Origin of the sequence: Streptomyces klenkii (assembly GCF_003626645.1) — a bacterium.
Classification (GTDB): Bacteria; Actinomycetota; Actinomycetes; order Streptomycetales; family Streptomycetaceae; genus Streptomyces; species Streptomyces klenkii.
The window spans coordinates 594,377-598,990 of sequence record NZ_RBAM01000001.1 but is presented as its reverse complement, the minus strand read 5'-3'; the positions used below and the strand labels follow the sequence as shown (position 1 = coordinate 598,990).

The following is a 4,614-nucleotide window of genomic DNA, read 5'->3' as shown; positions in this document are numbered from 1 at the left end:
GTCTTACGTCCTGGTCTCGCGGAGGGGGGTCCGGTCGGCGGACCGCCGGATCTTCTGCACCATGCGGAGGAGGGACCGGCCGCCCACTTCCTCGCATTCCGTCCCGGGGTCGAGGGCCAGCAGGTGGCGGACGGCGTCGGTCCAGCGCACCGGCTCGACGAGCTGCTCGCTCAGCAGCCGGACGACGTCCCCCTTTCCGTAGGGACGGCCCGTCACATTGGCGATCACGGGGGTGGCCGGCTCGCGGAACGTGAATTCCCGGAGGTAGTTCTCGAACGCGGCGCGCGCGGGCTCCATGTAGCGTGAATGGAACGGCGCGCTGACGCGCAGCGGGGCGAAGCGGACGTCCCGGCGGGTAAACGCCTCGTGGGCGGCGCGCAGCACCTCGGCGGGAGCGGCGACGACGATCTGCGTGTCGGTGTTGAAGCCCGCCACGTCAACATCCTCGACGCCGTCCTCCGCGAGGATCTCCCGCAGCCGGGGGGCCGGCACGTCCATGACGGCGGTCATGCCGCCGCCGGACGCCGCCGCCATCAGCTCCCCGCGCCTCTTGACGAGCCTGAGGCCGGTCTCGAAGTCGAGGACGCCCGCCGCCAGGAGCGCGTTGTACTCCCCCAGGCTGTGCCCGAGGTAGTAATCGGCGCGCCGTTCCTCCCGGTGCTCGCGCTCGAACATCCGCAGGGCATTGACGGTGTAGAGCGCGGGCTGGGTGTATTCGGTGCGCGAGAGCACCTCACCGGGATCGTCGCGGCAGAGGGCCGGGAGGTCGTACCCCAGAAGGTCGCAGGCGAACTGCGTGAGGCCGGGATAGCGGTCGAAGACGTCCGCGCCCATTCCTCGGAACTGCGCCCCCTGTCCGGGGAAGAGAATTGCGAACGCCATGGCGCCTCTCAGCTCGATATCGGCTCCCCCGCGGTGCGGTTCGGCCGGCGGGGACTCCGACGCCGGTCATCGTGCGACGGGGTCCTTGCGGGCCCCTGGTGCACGCGCTGGCGGATCTTGCAAAGCTCTGTAGTTCCCTTGTCACAACTCTTGCGGCCCGCTTGCCGGTTGCTTGCCGATTACTGGTTTGACGGCCTTGGAACGGCCTGTCCGCTATGCCAAGATCACGTTCTGGAGGGGGCGGCGCGTACGACGCCGCCCGGCGCTCCGCCGGCACAGCCGCACGCGCGGGAACGACGCGGGAACAAGCGGGGACAAGACGCGAGAACTATGGGGACCGACATGCACGCACTCCGGACGCCGAGCCCGTCGCCGCTGCTTGAGCGGACGGACCCGGCCGGACCCCTGCTGCGGGTGCTCGGCCCCATGTCGGCGCGGTGCGACGGGCGGGACCTGCCGCTCGGCCCGCCGCGCCGGCGGGCCCTGCTCGCGCTGCTGCTCATCCGGCTGGGCCGGGTCGTCCCCACCGAGCTGATCGTCGACGAGCTGTGGGGGGACGAGCCGCCGCGCCAGCCCGTGGCCACGCTCCAGAGCCATGTCTCCCACCTGCGCCGGGCCCTGGACGCGGCGGCTGAGCCGGGGGCACCGTCGGTGCTGCGCTACCGGGCGCCCGGCTACGCACTCCAGCTCGCCCCGGAACAGGTCGACTCCTGCCGCTTCGAGGACCTCGTGACCGCCGGGCGCCGGCTCCTGGAACAGCGCGATCCGCTCACCGCGCGGGATCAGCTGGCAGAGGCGCTTGGGCTGTGGCACGGCTCCCCGTACAGGGAGTTCTCCGCCCACCCGCCGCTGGCCGACGAGACCGCCCGGCTCGAGCAGGTGCGGCTGGCCGCGCTGGAGTCCTACGCCGAGGCCCGGCTCGCCCTGGGCGCGGCCGCGGAGGTGGCGGCCGACCTGGACCGGGAAGTACGCAACCACCCGATGCGCGAGCGGCTGGTCGGCCACCTGATGACCGCGCTGACCCGGCTGGGGCGGCAGGCGGAGGCGCTGGAGGTGTACGAGCGGACGCGCAGCCACCTGGTCGAGGAGTTCGGCGTGGACACCGCCGTGGAGCTCCAGCGGGTGCGCACCGCCATCCTGCGGCAGGAACTGTGCGACGACGGCCCGGCCGGCTCCGGCGAGGCCGGGGCACAGGCCGCCGCGGCCCTCTCCCCCGCCCCTCCGCTCACGCCCGCCGCGGCCGCGCCCGCCGCGCCCACGCCTGTCGCGGCGGCGCGAACGCCGGAGGCCGGCCCGTCCCGGGAGGCGCCCGCCCCCGTACCGGCCCGGACCGGAAGCGCGCGGGCCGCGGCTGCCGGGACCGGGGCCGAGGATCCCTCGGCGCCCTGGCCGTTCACCGGCCGGGACCAGGAACTGCGCCGCCTGGCGTCGGCGGCGGCCGGGGCGCTCACCGGCCACGGGCACGTGGTGTCCGTGCTGGGCCCCGCCGGGGTCGGCAAGACCCGCTTGCTGATGGAGCTCGCCCCGCACCTGGAGGCCGCGGACGAGCGCCTCGAAGTCGCTTGGAGCCACTGTTTCCCCGGCGAGGGCGTCCCGCCCTACTGGCTGTGGACGCAGGTCCTGCGCAGGCTGTCGGCCACCCGGCCGGACGCCTTCCGCGCGGCGACGGCGCCGTTCGGCGCGCTGCTCGCCCCGCTGATGCCCGAGCGGTCCGCCGGGCCGGGCGGCGCTGCGGTCCCCGAGTTCGACTGGGCCCAGGCCAGGTTCCTCACCCACGACGCGGTCTGCGAAGTGCTCCTGGCCCTGGCCGCCGAGCGCCCGCTGGTGCTGCTCCTGGAGGACCTGCACTGGGCCGACACCGCGTCCCTGGACCTGCTCAGACTGCTCGGCGTGCGCCGCCTGGGCCACCCGCTGAGCATCGTGCTGACGGCTCGTGACTTCGAGATCGAGTCCGACGCCACGATGCGCCGGCTGCTGGCCGAGGTGGTCCGCGGCCCCCGCAGCGAGACCCTGCGGCTCGACGGGCTGCCCCGGCACGCCGTCGCGGCCCTGGTCGAGGCGCAGGCCGGGCCGGGCGTGGACGCCGGGGTCGTCGAGGCGCTGCACCGGCGGAGCAAGGGCAACCCGTACTTCGTCATGCAGCTCCTCTCCCTCCTCGGCGACGTCCGTCACCTGCACGACCCCGGTGCCTCGGCCGTGCTCCTCGCCCAAGTGCCGACGGGCGTCCGCGAGGCGCTGCGGCAGCGGTTCTCCGCGCTGCCCGAACCGGTCCTGCGAGTGCTGCGGCTCTGCGCGGTCATCGGCACCGAGGTGGACACCGACCTGCTGCACCGCACCGCCACCGCGGACGAACCCGTGGCCGAGGCGCTGGAGTCGGCCATCCGGGCCGGGCTGCTCGGGGAGGACCCGCACCATCCGGGACGGCTGCACTTCGCCCACGCCCTGGTCCAGGAGACGCTCGCCGAGGAGCCTGCCCGCGAGGAGCGGCACCGGCTGCACGCGAGGGTCGCCGAGGCGCTGTGCGCCCGCGGGCGCGGGCGGATGGAGGACGAGGAGACCGAGCGGGTGGCGCACCACTCGTGGCACGCCGAGGACGCGCTGCCGCCCGGGGAGAAACTGCCCCGGCTGCTGCGCGCCGCCGAGCGGGCCGAACACCACCTGGCGTACGAGCAGGTCGAGACCTGGCTGCGGCGGGCGGTGCACCTGGCCGGGTTCCTGCCCGCCGACGACCCCTCGGCGCCGGGCCTGGAGCAGCGGCTGCACATCCAGCTCGGGCAGGTGCTGGCCACGACCCGCGGCTACGGCGACGCCGAGGCCGAGGCGGCGCTGGGCCGGGGCCGCGCCCTGAGCGAAGTGACGCACAGCGCCGAGGACCCGTCGGTGCTGTGGGCGCTGTGCGCGGCGCTCCTCGTCACGGGCCGCTACGACGACTCCCGGCAGTTCTCCGGGCTGCTGCGGGACCTGGCCGGGCGGACCGGGCAGCCGGTGGCGGTGCTGGGCGCGGCGTACGGGGAGGGCATCGTGCTGCACGTGCGCGGCCGGCTGCCCGAGGCGCTGGCGGAGCTGGAGCACGGCGTCGAGATGGCGGATCGTTTCGCCAGGGAGGGCCACTCGCTGGCCCGGACGTTCCAGCACGACCCGCGGGTCTCCTGCCGCTCGTACGACACGTTCACCCACTGGCTCCTGGGCGACCGGCGGACGGCGGCCGAGCGCCGTCGCGAGCTGCTGCGCCTGACCGACTACGAGAGCAGGCCCTCGGACCGGGCCTTCGCCCTGTACGTGAACGCCGTCGTGGCCGCCTGGGAGGGCGACGTGGACACGGCCCTCGCCTCCGGCAGCGAGGGGGCGCGGGTCGCGGGTGACCACGGACTGCTCTACTGGAAGGCGATGCTGAGCCTGCCCACCGGGTGGGCCCTGACGCACTCCGGCCGCGAGGACGAGGGGCTGGCACTGATGCACACATCACTGGACGAACTGTGCCCGTCCCGGACGCGCGTGCGCCTCCCACTGCACCTGGGCCTGCTGGGTCAGGCCCAGTTTCACTCCGGGCGCCGGGCGGAAGCGACGGAAACGCTCCACAGGATGCTCGCCGTCGTCGAACGCCGACGCGAGTACGTCTACCTCAACCCGTCCCTACCGGCCACACGCCTCCTGCACGAACTGGTAGGCCGGGACGCGGCGGAGGCGGTGCTGACGGGGGCGGGGTACTGAGACAGAGCGCCCGCGCGACTT

The 4,614-nt window shown here is 74.4% G+C and carries 2 protein-coding genes; one reads left to right on the top strand and one right to left on the bottom strand.

The features are described 5' to 3' along the window. Positions 1 to 3 precede the first annotated feature (3 nt). Positions 4 to 882: an ACP S-malonyltransferase gene (gene fabD, locus D7231_RS02250; RefSeq protein WP_120753166.1), complete on the bottom strand. Its 879-nt coding sequence runs from the start codon at positions 880 to 882 to the stop codon at positions 4 to 6. Positions 883 to 1,224: 342 nt separating this feature from the next. On the opposite strand from fabD, the gene D7231_RS02245 reads away from it, so the two are divergent. After that, positions 1,225 to 4,593, top strand: a complete 3,369-nt coding sequence (locus D7231_RS02245) for an ATP-binding protein (protein ID WP_120753405.1) — start codon at positions 1,225 to 1,227, stop codon at positions 4,591 to 4,593. The last annotated feature ends 21 nt before the right edge of the window (positions 4,594 to 4,614 follow it).

Excerpts from the sequence above, each read along its gene's own strand:
- D7231_RS02245 (WP_120753405.1), top strand. The coding sequence starts at position 1,225 with ATGCACGCACTCCGGACGCCGAGCCCGTCGCCGCTGCTTGAGCGGACG.
- fabD (WP_120753166.1), bottom strand. The coding sequence starts at position 882 with ATGGCGTTCGCAATTCTCTTCCCCGGACAGGGGGCGCAGTTCCGAGGA.